The sequence below is a fragment of the Legionella quateirensis genome, assembly GCF_001467955.1.
Taxonomy (GTDB): Bacteria; Pseudomonadota; Gammaproteobacteria; order Legionellales; family Legionellaceae; genus Legionella; species Legionella quateirensis.
The window spans coordinates 613122-633758 of sequence record NZ_LNYR01000012.1; the positions used below are offsets into that span (position 1 = coordinate 613122).

Below are 20637 nucleotides of genomic sequence, written 5' to 3' on the forward strand. Positions count from 1 at the left end.
ATTAATAAATAAATCATGAGAAACTCTGGAATCAAAATGATTATCTGATGAACTCTCAATGCGCAGCAAAAAAACGATATTGACTAACTTTAGCCGGGCAAAATACAGCGAGTCACTCTGTTTACGGCCAGATAATGAAAAACAACTAGCAGAATACTGTTCAAATGATCACGAATTACCCTTGCTTGTAAGAGGTGCCGGATTAAGTTATAGCGACAGTTGCCTCAACCAGGACGGTCTTATAATTGACAGCTCAAGACTAAACCATCTGATAAGTTTTGACATCAACACAGGTAGTGCCGTGTGCCAAGGCGCGGTCTCTATAAAAGATTTATTTCTGCTCCATCCAGAGTACATTCCCTACGTACTACCTGGCACAGTACACGGCACACTTGCAGGAGGTATTGCCCATGATGTTCATGGCAAAAATAACCCTCACGAAGGCAGCTTCGGACACCACATACTCTGGTTTGATTTAATTTTAAAAAATAAAAAGTATCACTGCAGCCGTGAAGAACATAAGGATTTATTTATTGCGACCATTGGTGGCGCAGGTTTAACAGGCGTTATCACCCGTATTGGGATCAAACTTAAAAAAGCAACTCGTTGTGTTCAGGTAGAACATAAACAATTAGACTCGATAAAATCACTCACTGAAACCATGTCGACTTACGGTCTTAAATATCAGTATCAAGTAGCATGGTTGGATCTATTAAACTCAGAACCACGTTCACTCCTCTCCGTGGCAAATCATTGTGAGTCCATTCCTTACAAAGAAGAGAAATCACACAGCGTCAGTAAATTCCCCTTTGGTTTAATAAAACAATGGAATATGAAATTATTCAATAAATTATATTTCAATAGTAAAAAACCTGTCGAACAATTATCACTACTGGAATTTAATAATCCCCTGGATAAAATTAAGCACTGGAATAGACTTTATGGACCCAAAGGACTCATTCAGTTTCAGGCAGTATTCAATCAGGATAATGCACATCATACTATTGAACAGTTAATTCAGATTATTAGAAGCCATCAGGCTATTCCTACGCTTGCTGTACTGAAATTATTCATTCAATCAGGTGAGGGGTTGCTATCATTCTGTAAACCTGGTTTTACACTCGCCATTGATTTTATTAATAATCCCCAAGCTCAAAAAGCCATCATGGCAATGAATCAACTCATTACTGAACTGAATGGCCGTATTTACTTAGCCAAGGATTTATTACTTACACCAGAACAATTTCGTAGCCAGTATGAACATCATGTTCATATGTCAGAAATTCTCAAACACTATCAATCTCCTATGCGTTCGGATCTTGCTAATAGACTAAGGATAACAGAATGACTGTACGAACCTGGGTTATTATAGGTGCAACATCAATTATCGCCGAAGAATTCGCTCATTGTGCCGCCAAGGAAGGGAACGCTCTGCGCTTGGTTGGACGTGATCACGATCAACTGAATCTTATCGCCAGAGATATAGAGCTCAGATATCAAATCCCTTGTGAAATTGCATTAATGGATATGACACAACCGGCCAGCACATTATTGACTGTTTTAAAACAGGATAAGCACGAATTGGATTTATTTATAGCGCACAGTGATTTTACTGGAAATAATCACCTCACAGCTCAATCCATTACACAATTGGTACAGGTCAATATTCTGGCAACAACCTTGCTCATTCAAGCGTATTTAGATATGAGTCAAACTCAGCATCACCTACTCTTTTTAAGTTCTGTGGCAGCCTGTAGAGGCCGAGCAAAAAACAGTTTATATGGTGGCAGCAAAGCTGCAATTGAAGTATATCTTGAAGGTTTACAACAATCAGCAACAAAAAACCAGCATATTACTATTGCTCGATTGGGCTTTATTGATACGAGACAAACCTTCGGACTACCGGGTATTTTCCATGCGGCTCAACCCAAGGACTGTGCCAGGGAATGCTGGAGCGCGCTAAACAAAAATAAGCGATTGATTTATTTCCCCAAATTCTGGCATGTAATCATGGCTGTCATTACCCGTATTCCATTTTTTATTTATAAACGAATGAGCTCTGTTTAAGACTGGATTTTTATTCTCTTTTTAGCTTTATGAGCCATTTTAAATCAGGCTCTATCAATTTATGGGTTATACGAGTAACCCATTTCATCGAACAAGCAATGGTGGTCAGCAATGCAAGAGCAATTACAAACCACACATAATACCAACTCTCCTGCTGATATAAACCTGAATCAATTAGACCCAGTAAAATAAACACGTGTAACAAATAGGGATAAATACTTCGCCGCCCCCAATCTGACCAAAAAGTGCGCCGCGATGGCATCAAGATAAGAAAACCCAAACTAAAAAATACCGAAATCATCATCCAAAAACAACGTAAAAAAAGCGCTTTGCTCCAGGTGGAATGATAAATAGAATAATAAGGGTAAATAGGTTCAAACTGTTTAACATTATTAGGTGATATCTGGAATACCAGGTACACAATACAACATAGAACTAAAAAAGCGCTTCCTTTGTAAATTATATTCCAGTCTCGCTCTCTATATTGATTTATCTTAAATCCCAAAATAAAGAATGGGAAATATAAAAAAGTGGTTCCCAAAGCAAATACATCGCCCATTTTACCACAAAAGCCAATAAGCAAAGCCACAACAATTGCCGTAGATAGAGGGAATTTTATTTGCAGGAAATAAGGAAGCACTGTTCTCCAAATTGCCAGAGACAATAAATACCAGAGTATATAAAATGGTTCTATTATCAATAACTTGGTATTGTAATCACGAGCTACATAGGAATAAATTAATTCAAAGATAATATAGGGCGCAATTAAATTACTGAGAATTTTAGCCATGGAACTATCCGTTAGTTTACCTTGACTGAATAATCCCGAAATAACAGTAAAACAAGGCATAGCCAATAACTGCAGACAAACATACACATTAGAGGTAAAAACAAATCTCTGCGTCAATATTCCACTTCGATGAGGTGAAATAAAATGCAGTAATACCACACAGAATATCAGAACAAATTTCGCATTATCAAATTTATAATTTCTTATTGTTAATTCCTGCATTAAAGCTCCAACTGACTGGTGTATTTGTAATTTTTAGCTATCAGAGTGTGTTTGCTTCATCCATAAGAATATTGGATACCGCGGACCAGCCGCGGTACGTAGGCGTTTGCGTACATCTGTACCAATACATTCTCAGCGGATGCTGACCTCAAAGGTTCGCTCGGATTGTTCAACTGCTTTTAAGGTCTCATCCAATTGATTTACCGTACTGGTATTTAGCTTGATCGGCGTGAAACTTTGCGTAAATAAAGCAGCCAAAACATAACCTACTCCAAGTGTACCAAGGGCTAATAATATATTAGCCATTACCTCTTTACACCCCCTGTGTTCACTTAAAACTCCTTTACGTTGTTCACGAATTTCTTTGGTTGCTTGATCTTTGAATCCCTTAAGATCGATCATTCCATCTTTATACGATTGAGAATAACTCGTTAGCTTATGGACTAATTGACACGCAGCTCCATATGGTTTTTTCCCATCATCATCAAGATCCAGAGGATATCGTTTATGAAACTCATCTCGCTTGTTCATTAACTGATTTACTAATTTATCAAACTGAGACAGTTGCAATTCCCTCGCCTTCATTTGTTTGAAATGAAGGTCCTGCTCATTAACTGAAGCGTCCACCGAGTGCTCTTGGTCTCTATGCTCTGTACTATCCAATGGATCCGGTGAAACATGTTCAGGGATTAAGACAGGATCTAAATTAAACGACACCGAAGAGGTTCTTTTAATTTTTTGCCTGGTAAATATTTTGGTTACAATGTGCTTCACGACTGAGTCATTGGCTTCTGATGCCTTTTTATCTGATTGCGTATGATCTTTGTTGGATAACTCCAATTGATGATCCCTGTTTAATTCGCTCATACCCGAATGATTAACACGTTCTGGGATGCTGTTCTCATCAGTTTTCTGAGTACTTTTTTCATCTGATAGAGAAAATTCCTGTTTTTTTCTTCGTAGATGATCGGCTATCCCTATCTCTAATTTGATAATTTTATCTTGTGCGGTTGGATTCTTTGTAATATGTCTTAAAACCGCATTGGTATCGGTATTAATTTGGGAACGGTGCTGAATCAGGGTATTTAAATTATCAGAACTGTTACAGTGTTTCAGTTCATGTTTCATAGCCTCGAGTGCATTACACATAGAATTAAAAATTAATTCATCAATACGGTAGGTAAGTCTGTTCAGCTTTTTATCAGCCTTTTGATCTGCTTGAGTATGACGAGTTATGGACTCTGATTTTAAATTAACTTCATCATAGCGAATAATAATGGATTTCAATATATCAAGACTGTGTGAATGTTTCAGTTCGTCCTTGATGCCTTCCAATTTTTTACACACTACCTCAAATGCATTTTTATCAACATCGTGTACCTTTGGCATAATACAACTCCCTTTATATTAATACATTGGTATAAATAAATAACATCCTGGTTACATCACTCTCAACAATAATCCGATACAATATAGAGAGCTATATCCAAGCACATCAAATCAAACAGTCCAAGTCAAGAGAAAAAAATTTATACTCTGTAGATTCTAATTTGAGAAATAAAATGACCCGGTTCAAATACCAGAGTCTGTTGACAATTTATTTTGTTCATTCTACTTAAATGCCCACGTACCGCGACTTGTCCCTGACTCTTGTGCACAAATATGACTTTTCCCCAAGATTCTTAATTTGTGACTAAGATTCAGGGCTTGTCCGCGGTATCCAGAGATCTGCTGGTTTGCACGGACAAGCCGTGCCACGAAAAGGTTATAGAGCAATTGTCAACAAACCCTGGATGCATATTTTTTTTCGAAACATCTCATTAGATCAGAGAATTCCATCATCACGAAGGCAAGGAGACTCTCTAAATACAAGCACTCTGGATAACCCTCATGGCATTGAGGATTAACCTTTGCCGAGAGTCTCCAGAAGTTATCATTTTTCGAAGGAATATTCAGCGCGTCAAGGATACAGTCATTAAAATGCAGTTATTTTAATATTCTGATCATCGGTAATATTGTTTTGATTATTCCAAAAAACTGCAGAATATAGATGATCAAAACGATTAAAACCAAAAGATTCAAAAGACTCTTTATAGCACCTGGCATTGGAATAAATGCATTAATTATCCAAAGACCTACACCAAACACAATAATTAATGCTATTAAATTCATTAGGTCGTTCATAAATATCCTTATTATTTAAATAACTAACAAAATTATAGCACAAAAAGAATCAACTGATTAATTATTATACAAGTGCGGATTGAGAGGGATATAAAATATCCGATTCCGATCATTTATTCTATTTTCTTTCTTTCATTAAATCCCTGATTTCAGTCAATAACACCTCAACCGGGGTCAATTTTGGTTCTTGCTCTTCTTCTTTTTTCCGTAATAAGTTAATAAATTTAACCGCCAGAAAAATAGAGAATGCGATGAGGGTAAAATCTATGATGGTTTGTAAAAATGCGCCCCATTTAATCACAGCATGGCCAACCGTCAGGGACTCACCAGCAATATTAACGCCTCCAATGATCAAACCAATTAAAGGCATGACAATTCCATCAACAAGGGATGATATTATTTTACCGAAGGCAGCACCAATAACCACTGCAACGGCCAAATCAACCACATTGCCACGCATGGCAAATTCTTTAAATTCCTTTAGAAAACTCATGTTACTCTCCTCCCAGAATACATCTGATCTTAAATAATCCTTATTCCAAATACAGGAACCATACCACAATCAGGAGATCCCTCATTGCATTCGGGATGACGCATCCCGGTTTCGTCATCCTGAACGCAGTGAAGGATCTCCAAATACTCACTCAGTACCACGTTCAGGAGATCTCTCATTGCATTCGGGATGACGCTTCCCGGTTTCGTCATCCTGAACGAAGTGAAGGATCTCCAAATACTGACTCAGTACCACAATCAGGAGATCCCTCATTGCATTCGGGATGACGGCTCCCGGTTTCGTCATCCTAAACGAAGTGAAGGATCTCCAAATACTGACTCAGTACCACAATCAGGACATCTCTCATTGCATTCGGGATGACGGCTCCCGGTTTCGTCATCCTGAACGAAGTGAAGGATCTCCAAATGCTGGCTCAGTACCAGGTTCAGGAGATCTCTCCTTGCATTCGGGATGACGCTTCCCAGTTTCGTCATCCTGAACGCTGTGAAGGATCTCCAAATACTGGCTTAGTACCAGGTTCAGGAGATCTCTCCTTGCATTCGGGATGACGCTTCAAACTATAAAGTTTATGAGCCAGCAACCATTGCTCTGATTTCCTTTATTTTCGCATCCAGATCATCGGGAACAATTCCCCCGCCTTGAGCCATATCATCACGACCGCCTCCTTTGCCACAAAGATGTCTAACTAACATAGCGGCAGATGGCGCTTTTCCTATAATATTTTTGCTTACACCGGCGATTACGTTCATTTTGCTTTGATCTACAGCAAATAATACAATTATTGCAGACTCCAATGAGGATTTAAGTTGATCCAGCGTGGTGCGCATGGTTTGGCTGTCCATACCATCCAATCGTTTGATCAGTACATTAATTCCATTAATCTGCTCCACTTCAGCAAGTAAATCAGCACCTGATTTTTGTGCTTTTTCACTGAGCAGTTTTGCGATTTCCTTTTCCTGCTTTTTACTGTCTTGAATTAAGTGTGACAATTTCTCAGATAAACTGCTTGATGTGGTTTTTAATTGTGACGCCAGATCATTTAAAAGTGCCTGTTGTTCATTGACCCATGCCAAAGCATAACGGCCTGTAACCAGCTCAATGCGTCTGACACCGCTTGCGATTCCATATTCAGCAATAATCTTGAATAGTCCTATGTCGCCTGTTCGGCGCGCGTGTGTTCCACCGCATAATTCTTTGGAAAACTCACCCATAGATAAAACGCGCACTGCTTCGGCATATTTTTCTCCGAACAGCGCAACAGCACCACTTCGTTTGGCGGCTTCTATATCCATCACCTGAGTCACTACTTCATTATTCGCGCGAATTTGATCATTAACCAATAATTCAATCTGTTGAATGTGTAAGGGGGTTAATGGTTCAAAATGTGAGAAGTCAAAACGAGCTCTTTCGGCATCAACTAATGATCCCTTCTGCTGTACATGTTGACCAACAACCGCTTTTAAAGCTGCATGCAATAAATGGGTTGCTGTATGATTCAGACGTATTGCGTCTCGTCGTTGAACATCAATTCGAGCATCAGCTGATTGATTCAAGGCTAAACTACCGTCAACCACCTCACCATAGTGAACTAAAGCCTGCCCCACTTTTTGCGTATCATCCACCCGAAAATTAAATTCTTTGCCGGTTAGATACCCTTTATCACCTACCTGACCACCGCTTTCAGCATAAAAAGGTGTTCTATCAAGAACAACAGCCCCTTTTGCTCCTTTGCTCAAGCTGCTCACTTCAGTTCCATCCTGAAGCAACGCAATAATGGTTCCCTTCATGGTTTCCTGCTCGTACCCATGAAATTCTGACTGATGATCCAGTTGAGTACTGGCATGATAATCTACAGTAAATTGACTCGCTGCCTGTGATTGTTCTCGTTGTTGTTGCATCAAGTGATTGAAGCCATCCATATCAACTTCCAAACCATGCTCACGTGCAATATCCGCGGTAAGATCTATAGGGAAGCCATAGGTATCGTATAATTTGAATGCTACTTGACCTGATAACTGCTTGCCCTTAATTGTTTGCATTTGCTCCTGCAATAACCTTAAACCTTGTTCCAGAGTTCGTGCAAACTGATTTTCTTCCTGAAGCAATATTTTTTCTATGTGTACTTTAGATGTAATTAATTCTGGATAAGCATCACCCATCACATCAATTAATGGCTGTACCAATTGAGAGAAAAAGGGAGAAGGCAAACCCAGTTTATTACCGTGTCTAACGGCTCTGCGGATGATCCGTCTTAACACATAACCGCGTCCTTCATTGCCGGGAACCACGCCATCTACAATTAAAAAAGAACAGGATCTTATATGATCTGCAATTACTTTTAATGAAGTATGATCGATATCAATATCACTACCCAATTTGGCAATAGCATGAATCAGGTATTGAAAACTATCAATTTCATAATTACTGTGAACACCCTGCACTACGGCAGCCAGCCGTTCCAATCCCATACCAGTGTCTACAGAGGGTTTAGGTAATGGATGGAGGATCCCGTCTTTATCCCGGTTAAACTGCATGAATACCAGATTCCATATCTCTATATATCTGTCGCCATCTTCCTCGGGACTACCCGGTGGTCCACCAGCAATTTCAGGACCATGATCATAGAATATTTCGGTACATGGGCCACAGGGTCCGGTATCCCCCATAGACCAAAAATTATCTTTTTCTCCACAACGAGAAAAACGATCGGCTGAAACACCCATTTCCTTTAACCAAATATCTTCCGCTTCCTGATCTTCTTTATAGACAGTAATCCATAAGCGTTCTGTTGGTAACCGCAATACTTGAGTTAAAAAATCCCAAGCAAACTTAATGGCTTCCCTTTTAAAGTAATCGCCGAAACTGAAGTTTCCTAACATTTCAAAAAAAGTATGATGCCGGGCGGTATAACCTACATTCTCCAAATCATTATGCTTGCCGCCAGCCCGCACGCAACGCTGAGCGCTCACCGCTCGATGATAAGGTCGGGTTTCAAGCCCTAAAAATAAATCTTTAAATTGCACCATTCCCGCATTCGTAAATAACAAAGTAGGATCATTAGCGGGTATTAATGAGCTTGACTCAACTAATTGATGACCATGTTGTGCAAAATAATCAAAGAATGCCTTTCTAATTTCAGAACTTTTCATTTTCTACGACTTACCATTTAAGTTAATTGAATTATATCTATTGATTCACTTTCATCAGACACATGCAGACACCCTCTTCTGTCGAAAAAGAATGCATCAAAAATCACTTCAACTCTTTCACCACCGCGTCAATAATATCCATACTAAACCCACGATAAAGCAAAAAGCGCTGTTGTTTCTGTAGTTCAGTAAAATTCAAATCCGTGCGTCCCTTACATTTTTTCTCCCAGACATCCAAAGCATAAGCGACCCAATTATCACGCTCTTTAGCGAGTTCAGTGAGAATAAGTTCCTGATCCACTCCCTTGCTCTTTAATTCCTGAATGATTTTTAATGGACCATATCCTTGACGAATTCGTGCCCGACTAAATTGTTCGACAAAACGATGATCATTTTGCAAATCAAGACGCTGGCAGGCATCCAGGGCATCTTTAATTTCAGTCGAATCAAAACCTTTGCGTTCTAACTTTTTGGAGAGTTCCATAGCGCCATGTTCACGCCTGCTTAACAGGCGTATGGCGCTATCAAATGCTTTAGTCATCAATACTCTCAAAACTGTCTTCAGTCACTGGCGCTAACATAGGCAGCTTTTTCTCTAACAATTCAGTACGAATTTGTTGTTCCAGAACGGCAGCTATCTGAGGGTTTTCCTTCAAATACATGCGGACATTCTCCTTACCCTGACCAATTTTTTCTTGTTTATAGCTGTACCAGGCTCCAGATTTTTCAATCAGATTCAATTGAACACCCAGATTAATAATTTCACTTTCACGTGAAATACCTTCATTGTATAGAATATCAAATTCAGTCATTTTAAAAGGTGGCGCAACTTTGTTTTTAACTACTTTAACCCGTGTTTCACTACCTAATATTTCTTCGCCCTTTTTAATTGAACCTATTCTTCGTATATCCAGACGAACTGAAGCATAGAACTTTAATGCATTACCGCCTGTTGTTGTTTCAGGACTGCCGAACATAACGCCAATTTTCATACGAATCTGGTTAATAAAAATGACCAGTGTGTTGGAACGCTTAATGTTGGCTGTAAGTTTACGTAAAGCCTGTGACATCAATCGTGCCTGTAAACCAACATGAGTATCCCCCATTTCACCTTCAATTTCAGCTTTCGGTGTCAAGGCGGCAACCGAGTCAATAATGACCACATCAACCGCAGCAGAACGAACCAGCATATCGGTAATTTCTAAAGCCTGCTCTCCTGTATCTGGTTGAGAGACGATTAAATCATCAACATTAACCCCCAATTTTTGAGCATAACCAGGATCTAATGCATGTTCAGCATCAATAAACGCAGCAGTACCGCCCATTTTCTGACACTCGGCAATCACCTGCAGAGTTAATGTTGTTTTACCTGATGATTCCGGACCGTAAATTTCAACGATACGTCCTTTAGGCAAACCACCTATTCCCAACGCAATATCTAACCCCAATGAACCTGTAGAAATGGCTTCAATATCTCGAGATACTGTACTATCGCCCATACGCATTACAGAACCTTTGCCAAATTGCCGTTCAATTTGCAACAAGGCTGCTGATAATGCTTTTTGTTTATTCTCTTCCATAATTAATTCCAAGTAGTAGTGTGCAAGGACAAAATTATCACACAGATATGTGCGGCCGGCAAACTGATTCATCATGTCCGCACTGCTATTTCCAACAGAGTGATTATCAAGAAAAGAAATTAACCTGAATTCGTTAATTGAATCATAGTGAAAGGCAGGAATAGACCATTTGTTACTGTTTAAGATTTAAGGTTTAATCAGAGAAAGAACACCTTGCAAAGCCTGTCGACAAGCAGCCTCACGAATATCATGCCGAGTTCCAGCAAACTGCATCTTCAGGGTTAATGGAGACGAATTACGTGTAACCCAGCCAAAGCATACAGTTCCAACAGGTTTTTCAATACTACCCCCATCCGGTCCAGCAATGCCCGTGACCGATACAGCAACATGACCGGCACTATGTCGCAGTGCGCCAACAGCCATAGCTGAAGCGACTTCCTCACTGACAGCGCCAAACTGAGCCAATAGTTCACCAGGAACCGCTAACATTTCCTTTTTAGCCAAATTACTGTAGGTAACAAAGCCTCGTTCAAACCATACTGAACTGCCCGGGATTTCCGTCAGATAACCAGCAATTAAACCTCCCGTACAGGATTCAGCGGTAACCAGCTGTTGTTCTGATGCCCGTAAATGAGAGGCTATTTCTTTAATTAATACATTAAGGTGATTCACGTGTAGATCCTGATAAAGAAAAAACCCCATAACATATGTTTATGGGGCTTCTTAAGGCATCAACAAGAGTTAAAAACTCTTAGTGACTTTGACCATCAGTAGATGGTTGAGCAGTACCAGTATCGGTTTTTCCTGCATCATCACCTTTAGTCTGTGTTTGGTCAACAGTAGTATCTGTTTTACCATCGGTTGGTTTAGAAGCACCATTATCACCGCAAGCGGTTAACAGTACTGCTAAAAATCCAGTTGCAGCTATCATAGCTAAACGATTCATAACCATTCTCCCTATTAAATTTAGATTTTATATAAAATCACCTTAATTCTAGCAAATATTCACATTAAGTGAAGGACTTATCATCAATCTATAAAAAATAAAATTTTAATCCGGACACATAATGTACCTTTTAGAAACAAAAAATCTCTTTACTGACTTACAACCACAGTTTTGTTAAAATCGCGACATTCTTATTTTGACACGATTTCATGACCACATCACACACGCCAATGATGCAGCAGTATTTACGCATCAAATCAGACTATCCGGACATGCTGCTGTTTTACCGCATGGGTGATTTTTATGAATTATTTTTTGATGATGCCAAACGTGCTGCACAATTATTGGATTTAACTCTGACTCACCGAGGGCAGTCGGCAGACAAGCCCATTCCGATGGCAGGACTTCCCTATCATGCAGTCGAAAACTATCTGGCCAGACTGTTAAAAAAAGGCGAATCAGTAGCCATTTGCGAACAGATAGGCGACCCAGCAACCAGTAAAGGACCTGTTGAAAGACAAGTAACACGAATCATTACACCCGGCACGGTAACCGATGAAGCGCTTCTGGATGCCAAAAAAGATAATTTACTGTTAGCCTTGCATCAGCACAGACATAAAACAGGCATGGCATGGGTAGACTTAAGCAGTGGCCGTTTTCATTTGCTTGAATTAGATGAAGAAAACCACCTTATAGCGGAACTAAATCGTTTACAACCTGCAGAAATTCTCATACAGGAATCATCAAAACTATACGATTACTGCAGCGAATTTACTGTCAAAAGCCGACCAGGTTGGGAGTTTAGTCCTGACAGCGCGCTCAAACAGGTACGAGAACAATTTTCAGTAGCGGATCTGTCCGCGTTTGGCGAACAGGAACATCCTACAGCTTTAATAGCTGCTGGGGCTTTACTCGCTTATTTACAAACCACTCAAAAACAGGCTTTACCCCATCTTACTTCAATGATCCTGGAACATTCCCAGGACTATCTGCAACTTGACGCAGCCACTCAAAAACATTTGGAGCTCATTGAAAATGTTCATGGCGGCAGCAATCATACCTTGTTATCCATTCTGGATAATACTGCATGCACCATGGGAAGCCGATTATTAAAAAGATGGTTAGGAAGACCATTGAAACAGCACAGCCTGATTCAAGCTCGTCAACAGAGTATTAAAGAAATTATAAACGAGCAACAGGATGCAGCACTTCATCATATTCTTAAACACTGTTGTGATGTAGAACGCATTGTATCTCGTATCGCGTTAAAATCTGCGCGTCCTCGTGATTTAGTTGCCTTACGCAACACGTTGTTATTGCTTCCTGATCTAAAGGAAGCTCTGAAAAACAATCAATCTCCATTAATCAATCAATTAAAGGAACAGATCAGCCCTATACCCATACTTCAGGAATTATTGGTCGCAGCAATAATAGATAATCCCCCTGTGTTAATCCGGGATGGAGGCGTAATTGCTCCTGGATTTGATGAAGAACTTGATGAATTAAACACTTTAAGTACCCATGCAAACGAAAAACTGGTCCATCTGGAACAAGCGGAAAAACAACGTACAGGTCTTTCTACTCTGAAATTCGGATTCAATAATGTACAGGGTTACTATATTGAACTATCAAAAACACAAGCAGAAAAAGCCCCGCCAGAGTACCTGAGAAAACAAACTTTAAAAAATGCAGAGCGGTATATTACTCCCGAACTCAAGGTGTTTGAAGAAAAGGTACTTTCAGCTCAGGTTAAGGCCTTAGCCCGGGAAAAATGGCTGTATGACAATTTATTGGTAGAAATACAGCATTATATTAACGAATTAACCGGACTTGCTCAGGCTCTTGCTGAACTGGATGTTCTGGTCACTCTTGCGGAACGGGCGCAAAGTTTAAATTGGAATTGTCCGGAACTGGTAGAGGAATCAGGAATCACCATTCATGCAGGGCGTCATCCCGTTATAGAACAGCTCGTACAGGAACAGTTTATTTCTAATAGCCTCATGCTGAATCCCGAACACAATATGGTACTGATTACCGGTCCTAATATGGGCGGCAAATCAACCTACATGCGTCAGACTGCTCTGATAGTATTGTTAGCGCACACTGGAAGTTTTGTACCTGCTGATAAAGCGGTACTTGGGCCTATTGATCGCATTTTTACGCGTATCGGTTCAAGCGATGATCTGGCCTCCGGACGCTCAACCTTCATGGTGGAAATGACTGAAACAGCTCATATTTTACGACAGGCAACCCATGAAAGTCTGGTTCTTATTGATGAAATTGGGCGCGGAACCAGTACCTATGATGGTATGGCTCTGGCTTATGCAAGCTGTGCATACCTTGCAACAACACTGAAAGCATATACCTTATTTTCAACTCATTATTTCGAGTTGACGCGATTGCCGGAAGAATTACCCTGCATACGAAATGTTCATTTGAAAGCTTCTCTCGATACTGGACGAATTATATTTCTCTATCGTGTCGAAGAAGGTTCTACAGATCGCAGTTACGGTCTGGAAGTTGCCGCCCTTGCTGGCATCCCCGCTGAGGTACTCTCACTGGCAAATCACTATTTAAGCCATATTCAGGAACATAAACAACACTCGATCACTGAATCGCCAATCATCAATCCGGCACGCTCACCTGTTTTAGACAAACTGGCAAGCATTGATCCGGACAGATTAACAGCGAGAGAAGCGCTGGATCTGATTTATAAATTGAAAGAAATGGAGGCAGTGGATGCTACACATTAGTACAGCTGCCGCATGAAAAAATTAGTATATCTAATCCTTATCCTTATTTGTTTCCCCCTGTTGGCTGAGAGCACCAAAGCTCCTGCGTTGAAGATAAATGGTATTACGGGTAAAGTTCTTGCCAATGTGGAGCAGCGTTTAAAAGAGCTGCAAGAAGTCAAACCATTAACCGAACTCAGCTCGGATGAGTTACGAATACAGATTATTAAGGCCATACAACCTTATGGTTTTTTCAAAGCTGAAGTTTATCTCGCGTCTATAAACAATCAAAACATAACGATCACCATTAATACTGGACCTCAGGTTCATGTTGCCTCTATCCATATTGAACTTCTTGGCGAAGGTCGCCAAAACCCTTTGCTGCTCAAAATTATAAAAGAGTCACCTATAAAAGCTGGCGATCCTTTGTTTAGCGAACGCTATAATCAGGCAAAACAAAGTCTGATCAATACGGCAGAAAATCTGGGTTATCTGCATGGAGTCTTCCAAAAATCAGAGGTTTTGGTTGATGAACAGACTAATACGGCACGAATTACCCTTATATTTGATACTGGATCTTTATATTATTTCGGTCAGGTACAATTTGATCCAACATACATCAGTCCCGAATTACTTCATCGTTTTGTTCCATTTCATCCGGGGCAAGCCTATTCAACCGATGAAATCCTTAAATTAAACGATAACCTTTCAAACAGTGGATACTTCAATTCCGTTCTGGTGAAACCGCAGATTGGGGATAGTCAGACTGTACCCGTACAAGTACATTTACAACCTGTGTCAAAGTATTCGTATTCAATTGGGGCGGGTTATGGAACTGACACAGGCGTTCGAGGACGAGCAGCACTGCATGTGATTCCTGTCAATCGTAAAGGGCATAAGTTTAATGCACTGGCTCAAGGTTCCTTTACCCAGAATGCTCTGCAAGCTCAATATGTAGTTCCTGGAAAAAATCCAGTGGCTGATCAATACAGTCTTACCGGTAATTTTTCCAATCTCAATTACAATACCGGTTACAGTAATGCCGTTCTATTGTCACTTGGTCAACTGCATAATGGAGACAACTTCCAGAGGTCGTTATCTGTAAACAGTCTTTATGAGAGCTTTCATTATGCCTACCAACCAACAGCAAATCAGTTCCTTTTATACCCCAAAGCGACCTTCACGTTCACCAGAACGAAAAATCTATTATTCTCCCCATCTGGCTATAACATCAGTATTAATGCTCTGGGGGCCAATAAATTCACCTTCTCCAATCTTGATTTTGGGCAACTGTCGATAGATGCTAAAGTAGCGCTTATGATAGACTCGATGCGATTACGGCTTTATGGACATACAATTCAAGGAATCACTGCAACCAGTAATATTAATCAACTGCCTTTATCCTTGGCATTACTCCTGGGTGGTACTGACAATTTAAAAGCCTATAGTTTTAACTCTATAGGCCCCGGAAGAATCATAAGTTACGGCGGTTTTGAAATTCAAAAGGAAACTTATAAAAACTGGTATCTGCTTGGTTTTTATGATGCTGGAGATGTATATAATCCTGCCGCCAGAACTATGTTATACGATGTGGGTGTCGGTTTAATGTGGGTTTCTCCAATAGGCCCGATTAAAGTTGGATTAGCCCAATCAGTAAACAGTCAATTGCAAAGAGTGGGTACCAATCCTCGTTTAGTCATTAACATGGGGCCAGACTTATGATGAAGCTTCTAAAGAAGTTATTTTATTTCAGTCTTGTTCTGCTCATTTGTTTGATTGCTTTACTCTCATTTTTCCTGTCGACAACTCCAGGTTTATACACCTTGGTCCGATTAAGTACGGTATATCTTCCAGGTACTATTAAAGTACATCATATTCAGGGTCGTTTGTTGGATCAATTCTCAATTGATACACTGGATTATCAGCACAACACAACGCACATCGAAATAAACCAGTTACAGGTAAAATGGAGTCTGAACTCTTTGATGCATCCTCAATTGCAATTTAAGGAGCTCAACGCAAAATCCATAGAACTCAATGAGCAGATTGCCATACAGAAGTTTTCGTTCACAGGTTCAATAACTCGAAATAATTTAAAAGTAGACTCACTCCGATTTAAATATTTAAAGGATACAATTTCTGGTCGTATGCAGGTTGATTTCCAGCGGCCACATGCACTTACAGGATCAATCAGATTAAATCCAAAAAATCCAACTCAATCACTACTGAAAGGAACACTTAATTTTGGTGGTGATTTGAATCAATTAAGATGGACTGGAGATGTTCAAGGGCCTGCGGTAGTGTCTGTAAATGGGAGCTTGAACAATCTATCTGAGTTCGAGCAAATGATTAAATGGCGCGATGGCTCTTGGCCGTTATCGGAACAGAATCGGGTGTACAGTCCGGAAGGAAGATTAAAAATATCAGGGACGTTCCCCGAACTGAATATTGAAATTAAGACCAAAGTGAACCAAAATCACAAAGACAATTTGCAAATAAACGCAAGTATTCATGGTACTCTTCCCCAAAAATGGAACTTTAATGCAACAGTCACTAATACACAGCCTCCTGAATCTACAACGGAAGGTATTTATTCAAGTCTGAACATTAGAGGAGAACTTCAGGATCTTAATAAAGGCTTTGTAAACCTGACTTTAGCTCCAGGCCATTATCAAATGGCAAAAGACAGCAGTCTGCCCATCCTTCAATTTTCAGGAGGTACAGTAAAAGCATTACTGACTCCTAAAGCGCTATCGGGGAAAGGCTCTTTAAAAATAGATTCAAATACCCAAATGAATCTTAATTTTAATCTTCCTGATTTTAAACTGAGCAATGGGTTTTCGGGTATACAGCCCATCTCAGCTGAACTGACTTTGTTAGTTAATTCCTTTGATTTTGTAAAATCATTTAGTCCTGATATAAGTAATCCGCAGGGACACTTAACGGCCTCACTAATGGCCAAAGGAACTCTGAATAAACTGCTTTTTGAAAGCAAATTACGATTAGCTAAAGCCAGTGTATCCATTCCTAAACTAGGCCTGTATCTTAACGCTATCGATATCACTGCCCTGGCTAAAAAGAAAAAATGGGAAGCTAATGGAACAATAAGCGCTTCCAACAAAAAGCTATTGGTCAAAGGTCAAGGAAGCCTTGATACAACTCGAGTTAGTGAACTGACGCTAGAAGGAGCTGACTTTCCTATCGTAAACACCAAAGAATATCAAATAAACATCTCACCACAACTCAAACTGTCCATCACACCTTCGAACTTAACTATAGCCGGAACTGTTGTCATACCCTATGCGCAGATAAAACCGCAATCATTTTCCAATAGCCTGACTGTTTCGGAAGACGTGATCTTTAAAACCAAACAAGAAGAAAAGCCTCCTGCCCCATTAAATACCAATGTCGACATTAAAGTAGAAATGGGGGAAAAAGTCGAACTCACATTTAAAGGACTGCATGCTACATTAGCAGGGGCAGTGAATTTAAAACAACAGCCACAGGGACCGATGAATGCGATTGGTGAACTGAATGTAGTACAAGGCGAATATAAAGCTTATGGCCAGGATTTAGCAATCGAGCAGGGAGAACTCATTTTTACTGGTGGCCGTCTGGATAATCCAGGCATTAATCTTAGAGCCTCAAAAAAAATTGATACAACATCAACATCGCTCACCAGTTCAAATCAACTTTTTGATTTTAATAACAACAATCTGCAAAACGCGAACTTACGCGGTAATATCCGTGTAGGAGTTGAAGTAACCGGACGCTTGAGTACCCCTAAAATCCAACTATTTTCTACTCCTTCAATCCTGTCACAAGCGGATATACTGTCCATGCTGGTTTTGGGCCGTCCGGCCAGTCAAGCCAATAAAGCTGGTGGACAATTATTATTAGCTGCCATATCGTCAATGAATCTGGGAACTGGAACCAATGGAGCACAACTCCTGGATCAATTAAAACAAAATCTGGGCTTTGATCTTAATGTACAAACCAACAGCAATTTTAATCTGGTTACAAATCAGGTAAGCGATAACACTGCCCTGGTCGTTGGAAAATCACTATCCAAACGCATGTATTTAAGTTATAACGTTGGTCTATCACAAGCGGATCCTAATGTTTTAACGCTTAAATATTTGCTAAATAAATTTTTAAGTATTCAAGTAAGCAGCAGTGATGCGGGTAGTGGCATTGATATTTTATATACTTCGAATAAATAAATATTAGGACGTATTGACTATTCCGATTTCGACGTCACGGGACGTTGGTAAAAATTTGATGAATTGTCAACATATCCTAATCTAAATCACAGATCTTTGAGTAAGGATTTTTTCATGAATGATTATACTATTCCTTTGCGACTAACTCGTCTTCGAAGCAGTGCGATGTCACGTGCTCTGATTAAAGAAACTCGCCTGCATCCGCAGCAATTTATTGCCCCCCTGTTCATCAGTGAAGAATTAAATTCGCCTAAAGAAATAGCGGCCATGCCGGGTCAATTTCAACTTAATATTGATTCTTTGCCAAAAGAAATAGAACAGTTAAGTGCTTTAGGTATACCTGCAGTTTTGCTTTTTGGTATCCCCAAAATAAAAGATGCATGCGGAAGCGAATCTTTTAACAAGGACGGAATCATTCAAAAAGCGATAAAAAAAATTCGCTCAGTCAACTCTGAAATACTAATCATTACTGATCTCTGCTTTTGTGAATACACAGACCATGGGCATTGCGGGGTTTTAAAAGATAAGAAAATTGATAATGCCAACACATTACATTTATTAGGAAAACAGGCCGTAAGTCATGCCGAAGCAGGAGCTGATTGGGTTGCTCCAAGTGGTATGACTGATGGCATGGTCAGCGCCATTAGAATGGCATTAGATGCCGCTGGATATCAACACGTTCCTATTCTCAGCTACAGCGCCAAATATTGTTCCTGTCTTTACGGTCCGTTTAGAGAAGCAGCTCAGGGTGCGCCACAATTTGGTGACCGAAAAGCGTATCAAATGGATCCCGCCAATAGCGATGAAGCGCTTAGAGAAACAGCCCTGGATCTTGAAGAAGGGGCTGATATGATTATGGTCAAACCCGCTGGTTTTTATCTTGATGTAATCTATAAACTCAAACAACATTTCACCGAGGTACCACTTTGTGCGTATCAAGTCAGCGGTGAATACTCGATGATAAAAATAGCGGCTCAAAACAATCTTATAAATGAAGAACAAGCTATCGTTGAGAGCTTAACGGCAATAAAAAGAGCCGGAGCTAATTTCATAATCTCTTATTTTGCCAAGGATATTGCCAAAATATTAAAATAAGTTTTATATCTAAAATGAACCAGATGAATCAAAACAAGAACTATAAAATCAGATTGCAGAGGTTAAGTCTTGCCTCAAAGTATACAATCCCATATAGTTAAATGGATTGGTTTGTACCAATCACTTACAATCTTTAATGGAGATATTAATGAATTTAATGCTTAAAAGTATATCGGCAATAGCTTTAAGTCTAAGTGCCGCAACCGCTTTAGCAGTTCCAGTTTATTTAACAACACACAACAAAACAAATGTTGAATCTAATGCCTATGTTGCAGGCACAATTCCATCCCCTTACCCTACTCCAGCGAACTCCACTCGCCAAATATATTGGAATATGGTAAAAATGGCTTGCTATGGACATAGTTCAAATGGAAGATGTTCTGCGCTAATAAAAATGGCAACCAATACATCAAGCCCTATTGATATCGGTTATGTTTCTATGGAACTGGATACTGGTGATATCACTCCTAAAGTACTTTCAGCCAAAGGATTTACTCTGACCGTAAATGGTCCTGGTGAAGCAACTATCACTAAAGATTAATTATGCTTCGTATAACCAGTTTTTTGTTTTAATTACTAAATAACAAACAATCTGTAAAGCCCGCTCTGGCGGGCAACTACTCATCGAAATAATTCATTACTCAACACGAGCAACACACACACAAGAAAACGTCATCCCAAATGCAATGAGGGATCTGCTGATTGTGGCACTGTGCCTGCATTTGGAGATCCTTCACTACGTTCAGGATGACGGGATTCTCAAACAAGACGAAATTCTCAAAAGAAACGTCATCCCGAATACAATGAGGGATCTCCTGATTGTGGCACTGTGCCTGCATTTGGAGATCCTTCACTACGTTCAGGATGACGGGATTCGTGGGATTGGAAACGTCATCCCAAATGCAATGAGGGATCTGCTGATTGTGGCACTGTGCCTGCATTTGGAGATCCTTCACTACGTTCAGGATGACGGGATTCTCAAACAAGACGAAATTCTCAAAAGAAACGTCATCCCGAATGCAATGAGGGATCTCCTGAATGTGGCACTGTGCCTACATTTGGAGATCCTTCACTACGTTCAGGATGACGGGATTCTCAAACAAGACGAAATTCTCAAAAGAAACGTCATCCCGAA

The 20637-nt window shown here is 39.9% G+C and carries 17 protein-coding genes; 8 read left to right on the forward strand and 9 right to left on the reverse strand.

The genetic code is table 11. The features are described 5' to 3' along the window. Positions 1 to 58 precede the first annotated feature (58 nt). The gene (locus Lqua_RS07175; RefSeq protein WP_058473588.1) at positions 59 to 1348 is read left to right on the forward strand and encodes an FAD-binding oxidoreductase; all 1290 of its coding nucleotides are present in this window, start codon (positions 59 to 61) and stop codon (positions 1346 to 1348) included. After that, entirely contained in the window at positions 1345 to 2067 is a 723-nt protein-coding gene (locus Lqua_RS07180; RefSeq protein ID WP_058473589.1) for an SDR family NAD(P)-dependent oxidoreductase, read from the forward strand. The genes Lqua_RS07175 and Lqua_RS07180 overlap by 4 nt, the downstream gene beginning before the upstream one ends. A gap of 10 nt (positions 2068 to 2077) precedes the next feature. Here the strand turns inward: Lqua_RS07180 and Lqua_RS07185 are convergent, their stop codons facing one another. From Lqua_RS07185 to Lqua_RS07225, 9 genes are all read right to left on the reverse strand, one after another. After that, on the reverse strand, positions 2078 to 3079 hold the full coding sequence (locus Lqua_RS07185; RefSeq protein WP_058473590.1) for an acyltransferase family protein: 1002 nt from the start codon (positions 3077 to 3079) through the stop codon (positions 2078 to 2080). A 132-nt stretch (positions 3080 to 3211) separates the two neighbouring features. After that, positions 3212 to 4468, reverse strand: coding sequence for a hypothetical protein (locus Lqua_RS07190; protein WP_058473591.1), 1257 nt, complete (start codon positions 4466 to 4468; stop codon positions 3212 to 3214). A gap of 597 nt (positions 4469 to 5065) precedes the next feature. Continuing rightward, entirely contained in the window at positions 5066 to 5263 is a 198-nt protein-coding gene (locus Lqua_RS07195; protein ID WP_058473592.1) for a Thivi_2564 family membrane protein, read from the reverse strand. Positions 5264 to 5381: 118 nt separating this feature from the next. Further along, entirely contained in the window at positions 5382 to 5756 is a 375-nt protein-coding gene (gene mscL / locus Lqua_RS07200; protein WP_058473593.1) for a large-conductance mechanosensitive channel protein MscL, read from the reverse strand. Between the two features lie 587 nt (positions 5757 to 6343). Next, the gene (gene alaS / locus Lqua_RS07205) at positions 6344 to 8926 is read right to left on the reverse strand and encodes an alanine--tRNA ligase (protein ID WP_058473594.1); all 2583 of its coding nucleotides are present in this window, start codon (positions 8924 to 8926) and stop codon (positions 6344 to 6346) included. Positions 8927 to 9029: 103 nt separating this feature from the next. After that, positions 9030 to 9467 carry a recombination regulator RecX gene (gene recX, locus Lqua_RS07210; protein WP_058473595.1) on the reverse strand — a complete coding sequence of 146 codons (438 nt, stop codon included), beginning with the start codon at positions 9465 to 9467 and terminating at the stop codon, positions 9030 to 9032. Further along, entirely contained in the window at positions 9460 to 10506 is a 1047-nt protein-coding gene (gene recA / locus Lqua_RS07215) for a recombinase RecA (protein WP_058473778.1), read from the reverse strand. The genes recX and recA overlap by 8 nt, the downstream gene beginning before the upstream one ends. Before the next feature lie 186 nt (positions 10507 to 10692). Beyond that, entirely contained in the window at positions 10693 to 11178 is a 486-nt protein-coding gene (locus Lqua_RS07220; protein WP_058473596.1) for a CinA family protein, read from the reverse strand. A gap of 79 nt (positions 11179 to 11257) precedes the next feature. Then, on the reverse strand, positions 11258 to 11452 hold the full coding sequence (locus Lqua_RS07225; protein ID WP_058473597.1) for a hypothetical protein: 195 nt from the start codon (positions 11450 to 11452) through the stop codon (positions 11258 to 11260). A gap of 209 nt (positions 11453 to 11661) precedes the next feature. Here Lqua_RS07225 and mutS point away from each other — a divergent pair, with 209 nt between their 5' ends. The 6 genes from mutS to Lqua_RS18315 form a co-directional block, all read left to right on the forward strand. Next, entirely contained in the window at positions 11662 to 14205 is a 2544-nt protein-coding gene (gene mutS / locus Lqua_RS07230; protein ID WP_058473598.1) for a DNA mismatch repair protein MutS, read from the forward strand. Between the two features lie 12 nt (positions 14206 to 14217). Then, on the forward strand, positions 14218 to 15906 hold the full coding sequence (locus Lqua_RS07235) for an autotransporter assembly complex protein TamA (protein ID WP_058473599.1): 1689 nt from the start codon (positions 14218 to 14220) through the stop codon (positions 15904 to 15906). After that, the gene (locus Lqua_RS07240) at positions 15903 to 18407 is read left to right on the forward strand and encodes a translocation/assembly module TamB domain-containing protein (RefSeq protein ID WP_058473600.1); all 2505 of its coding nucleotides are present in this window, start codon (positions 15903 to 15905) and stop codon (positions 18405 to 18407) included. The genes Lqua_RS07235 and Lqua_RS07240 overlap by 4 nt, the downstream gene beginning before the upstream one ends. A gap of 114 nt (positions 18408 to 18521) precedes the next feature. After that, entirely contained in the window at positions 18522 to 19502 is a 981-nt protein-coding gene (gene hemB / locus Lqua_RS07245; RefSeq protein ID WP_058473601.1) for a porphobilinogen synthase, read from the forward strand. A 148-nt stretch (positions 19503 to 19650) separates the two neighbouring features. Beyond that, positions 19651 to 20043, forward strand: a complete 393-nt coding sequence (locus Lqua_RS07250) for a hypothetical protein (protein WP_058473602.1) — start codon at positions 19651 to 19653, stop codon at positions 20041 to 20043. Positions 20044 to 20206: 163 nt separating this feature from the next. Next, positions 20207 to 20637 (forward strand): hypothetical protein (locus Lqua_RS18315; protein ID WP_162264389.1); only part of this gene is annotated, 431 nt, incomplete at its 3' end.

Bases quoted from the DNA above. Each gene is read 5' to 3' on its own strand.
- Lqua_RS07175 (WP_058473588.1), top strand. From the start codon at position 59: ATGCGCAGCAAAAAAACGATATTGACTAACTTTAGCCGGGCAAAATAC.
- Lqua_RS07180 (WP_058473589.1), top strand. From the start codon at position 1,345: ATGACTGTACGAACCTGGGTTATTATAGGTGCAACATCAATTATCGCC.
- Lqua_RS07185 (WP_058473590.1), bottom strand. From the start codon at position 3,079: ATGCAGGAATTAACAATAAGAAATTATAAATTTGATAATGCGAAATTT.
- Lqua_RS07190 (WP_058473591.1), bottom strand. From the start codon at position 4,468: ATGCCAAAGGTACACGATGTTGATAAAAATGCATTTGAGGTAGTGTGT.
- Lqua_RS07195 (WP_058473592.1), bottom strand. From the start codon at position 5,263: ATGAACGACCTAATGAATTTAATAGCATTAATTATTGTGTTTGGTGTA.
- mscL (WP_058473593.1), bottom strand. From the start codon at position 5,756: ATGAGTTTTCTAAAGGAATTTAAAGAATTTGCCATGCGTGGCAATGTG.
- alaS (WP_058473594.1), bottom strand. From the start codon at position 8,926: ATGAAAAGTTCTGAAATTAGAAAGGCATTCTTTGATTATTTTGCACAA.
- recX (WP_058473595.1), bottom strand. From the start codon at position 9,467: ATGACTAAAGCATTTGATAGCGCCATACGCCTGTTAAGCAGGCGTGAA.
- recA (WP_058473778.1), bottom strand. From the start codon at position 10,506: ATGGAAGAGAATAAACAAAAAGCATTATCAGCAGCCTTGTTGCAAATT.
- Lqua_RS07225 (WP_058473597.1), bottom strand. From the start codon at position 11,452: ATGAATCGTTTAGCTATGATAGCTGCAACTGGATTTTTAGCAGTACTG.
- mutS (WP_058473598.1), top strand. From the start codon at position 11,662: ATGACCACATCACACACGCCAATGATGCAGCAGTATTTACGCATCAAA.
- Lqua_RS07235 (WP_058473599.1), top strand. From the start codon at position 14,218: ATGAAAAAATTAGTATATCTAATCCTTATCCTTATTTGTTTCCCCCTG.
- Lqua_RS07240 (WP_058473600.1), top strand. From the start codon at position 15,903: ATGATGAAGCTTCTAAAGAAGTTATTTTATTTCAGTCTTGTTCTGCTC.
- hemB (WP_058473601.1), top strand. From the start codon at position 18,522: ATGAATGATTATACTATTCCTTTGCGACTAACTCGTCTTCGAAGCAGT.
- Lqua_RS07250 (WP_058473602.1), top strand. From the start codon at position 19,651: ATGAATTTAATGCTTAAAAGTATATCGGCAATAGCTTTAAGTCTAAGT.